Origin of the sequence: Mesorhizobium sp. M7A.F.Ca.US.006.04.2.1, from assembly GCF_004022915.1 — a bacterium.
Lineage (GTDB): Bacteria > Pseudomonadota > Alphaproteobacteria > Rhizobiales > Rhizobiaceae > Mesorhizobium > Mesorhizobium ciceri.
In genome coordinates this window covers 1-3,528 of the sequence record NZ_RZQA01000695.1, presented here as the reverse complement: position 1 = coordinate 3,528, position 3,528 = coordinate 1, and the positions used below count along the sequence as shown (strand labels likewise).

General features: G+C 63.8%; 3 protein-coding genes. All 3 read right to left on the bottom strand.

Features of this window, described 5'->3' with window-relative positions; translation table 11 throughout:
* A partial coding sequence (locus EN925_RS28230) for an aldehyde dehydrogenase family protein (RefSeq protein WP_128337086.1) occupies positions 1–1,081 on the bottom strand: 1,081 nt, incomplete at its 3' end.
* 70 nt (positions 1,082–1,151) lie between these two features.
* The gene (deoC, locus tag EN925_RS28225; protein WP_127384715.1) at positions 1,152–2,201 is read right to left on the bottom strand and encodes a deoxyribose-phosphate aldolase; all 1,050 of its coding nucleotides are present in this window, start codon (positions 2,199–2,201) and stop codon (positions 1,152–1,154) included.
* A gap of 153 nt (positions 2,202–2,354) precedes the next feature.
* Entirely contained in the window at positions 2,355–3,182 is an 828-nt protein-coding gene (locus EN925_RS28220; protein WP_027040179.1) for a ferredoxin--NADP reductase, read from the bottom strand.
* Positions 3,183–3,528 lie beyond the last annotated feature (346 nt).

The following is a 3,528-nucleotide window of genomic DNA, read 5'->3' as shown; positions in this document are numbered from 1 at the left end:
GTCTGGCGCCTTCGGCAACCAGGCCCTTGACGCGCTCGAGCTGGGTCAGATCGACGAGCGGACCGATATCGGTGTTCTTGTCCAGCGGGCTGCCGACGCGCAGCCGGCTCATCCGCGTCTTGACCTTGGCGATCAGGGCGTCGGCTATGCCTTCCTGCGCCAGGAGCCGCGAACCGGCGCAGCAGACCTGGCCCTGGTTGAACCAGATGCCGTCGACCAGGCCTTCGACGGCGCTGTCGAGATCGGCATCCTCGAAGACGATGAAAGCCGATTTGCCGCCGAGCTCCAGCGACAGTTTCTTGCCCGAGCCGGCGGTGGCCTTGCGGATGATCTTGCCGACCTCGGAAGAGCCGGTAAAGGCGATCTTCTGGACGCCGGGATGGTTGACGATGGCGACGCCGGCCTCAGGGCCGCCCTGGACGATGTTGACGACGCCCTTCGGCACGCCGGCACGCTCGCAAATCTCGGCGAACAGGATGGCGGTCAGCGGCGTGAACTCGGCCGGCTTCAGCACCACGGTGCAGCCGGCGGCGAGCGCCGGCGCGATCTTCCAGGCCAGCATCAGCAACGGAAAGTTCCACGGGATGATCTGGCCGACGACGCCGACACCCCTATGGCCGGGGAAATCCCTGTCCAGCGCCTGCGCCCAGCCGGCATGGTGGATGAAATGGCGGATCGCCAGCGGCACGTCGATATCGCGGCTTTCGCGGATCGGCTTGCCGTTGTCGATGGTCTCAAGCACCGCGAACAGGCGCTGATGCCGCTGCATGGCGCGGCCGATGGCATAGAGTACTTTGGCACGCTGATAGCCTGAGGCTGCCGACCACTTCGGCAGCGCCTTGGCGGCGGCCGCAACCGCCGCGTCGATATCGGCGGCATTGGCGTCCGAGACCTCGGCCAGCAGCTTGCCGGAAGACGGCTCGCTGGTCTCGAAGGTCTTGCCGCCGGCAGCGGCTTTCCAGTCGCCGCCGATGAACAGCGCCTTGCCGAAATCGCGCGCGGCAAGCCAGGCGTCGGCCTCGTTGCGGGCCTCCGGTGCCGGGCCGTATTCCATGGCGTGATAGCGATCGAGAATGTTCATCAGGTGCCTCCTTCACCCTCCCGCCTGGGAGGGTCGATCGGCAAAAGCCGATCGGGGTGGGGGTAAAGGCTCACGCCATCGCGTGGCGATGATTGGCCGAGTAATGTCCGGTCAAATGGTGCTCGAGCTGGCGCTCGATGTCGGTCAAGAGGCTCGACGCGCCGAAGCGGAACAGGTCCGGCTCCAGCCATGGCCGGCCGAGCTCTTCCTTCATCAGCACCAGCCAGTCGAGCGAGGCCTTGGCCGTGGAAATGCCGCCGGCCGGCTTGAAGCCGATGAGATAGCCGGTTTCCTCGAAATAGGCCCTGATGGCACGCACCATGGCGAGGCCGACGGGCAGCGTCGCGTTGACGCTTTCCTTGCCGGTCGAGGTCTTGATGAAATCGGCGCCCGCCATCATCGCCACCATCGAGGCCAGCATGACATTGCGCAGCGTGGCGAGGTCGCCGGTGCCGAGGATGACCTTCAGATGCGCATCACCGCAGGCGGCGCGCATCGAGACGATCTCATTGTAAAGCTCCCGCCACTTGGCGCCGAACACCAGGCCGCGCGGGATGACGACGTCGATCTCGTCGGCGCCGTCACGGACCGAGGCCTCGATCTCCTGCAAACGGGTCGACAGCGGCGCCAGGCCATGCGGAAAGGCGGTGGAGACGGCGGCGACATGGATGCCAGTGCCGCGCACCGCATCGACGGCGGTGGCAACGAAGGGGTGGTAGACGCAGACGGCGGCCGGGCGGATGGTTTCACCTGATATGCCGAGGCCCTCGACAATGTCGCGGCGGAACGGATTGATCGCCTTGGCGCAAAGCCGGCGCACGCGCTCCTCGGTGTCGTTGGAATTCAGCGTCGTCAAATCCATGCAGGCGACGGCGCGCAGCAGCCAGGCGGCCTGGTTGTCGGCCTTGATAGAGCGCCGCTTGGTCAGGCTGGCGACGCGCCGTTCCAGCGCCGAGCGATTGACGCTGCGCACCGATTCCATGAAGCCAAGGTCGAGCTTCATGCCGGGGTTGCGCGCAATGCGATGATCGTGCGGGACGGCTGTATTGGCGGCGGCACGCGCCGGCAGCGGCGTCACCTTGGACGAGCCGACATCGGCTTCGCGGATTGTGCTGCTCATCTCCTGCCCTTTCATTCAGCGACGTGTGCCGAAGATAGCCCGTGAAGCCCTACTTCACGAGTCCTGCGGGCGGTCATAACCGAAAAAGGCGGCGAAAGCAGCAATTTTTGACCGTGCGGTCAAAAACGTAGACTTCCGAGATGTTGGTGCGGCTCAGCCGACGAAGGCGCGCTCGACGACAAAAGTCGCCGGATGGCTCAGCGAGCCTTCCTCGAAGCCGAGGCTTTCGGCTAGTTCCTTGACGTCCTTCAGCATATGCATCGAGCCGCAGATCATGATCCGATCGGTTTCCGGGTTGAGCTTGTCGATGCCGAGATCGCTGTAGAACTTGCCGGAGCCGATCAGCGCGGTGATGCGGCCCATGCGTGCCGATTCCTCGCGGGTCGTCGAATTGTAGAGCGTGACGCGCCCAGTGGTCAGTTCACCGATCAGCGGGTCGCTTTCAAGTGCTGCGACCAGCTCCTGGCCGTAGGTGAGTTCCGCATTGTCGCGGCAGGTATGGGTCAGGATCAGCTGATCGAATTTTTCGTAGGTGTCGGGGTCGCGCAGCAGGCTGGCGAAGGGCGCGATGCCGGTGCCGGTCGAGATCATGAACAGCCGCTTGGCCGGCGTCAGTGCGTCGACCACCAGCGTGCCGGTCGACTTCTGGCGCATGATGACGGTGTCGCCGACCTGGATCTTCTGCAGCTCCGAAGTCAGCGGGCCGTCCGGCACCTTGATCGAGAAGAATTCCAGCTCTTCGTCCCAGGCTGGGCTCGCCACCGAATAGGCGCGGTACACCGGCTTCTCTGCATTGGGCAGGCCGATCATGACGAACTCGCCGGAGCGGAAGCGCAGCGACTGCGGACGGGTGATGCGGAACGAGAACAGCCGGTCGGTGTAGTGCTTCACCGAGACCACGGTTTCGGCATAGACATTGGCCGGAATCGGGAACTGCAGCGGTCGGGCGCCGACGGTATTGAGAGCGGATGTGGTGTTCATCAAATCCAACCTTCTGGCCCAGCTCACGGACGCGGGCGCCAAACCTTCACTTGCGCGCCCGGACCATTCAGGTCCCGGCGTGCTGTTCGCACACTCCAAAGCGGCAAGCTCTTGTGTCCGGAATTTATTAGTATACAAACGATATTTGCGTCAAGATGCTCCCTTAAAACAGCTTTCCAAACTGACGCATATCCGTAGTCCGCGCATTTCGGGTTTCGACGATGGAAGAGAATATTTCGGCGCAAGCGCGCGATCCCCAGGGAAATGTCGTTGCCGGTATCGATGTCGGCGGCACCTTCACCGACCTGCTCCTGATCGACGGAAGCGATGGCGGCAGGGTGTATCT

Coding starts and splice junctions, on each gene's coding strand:
- deoC (WP_127384715.1), bottom strand. CDS start 2,201: ATGAGCAGCACAATCCGCGAAGCCGATGTCGGCTCGTCCAAGGTGACG.
- EN925_RS28220 (WP_027040179.1), bottom strand. CDS start 3,182: ATGAACACCACATCCGCTCTCAATACCGTCGGCGCCCGACCGCTGCAG.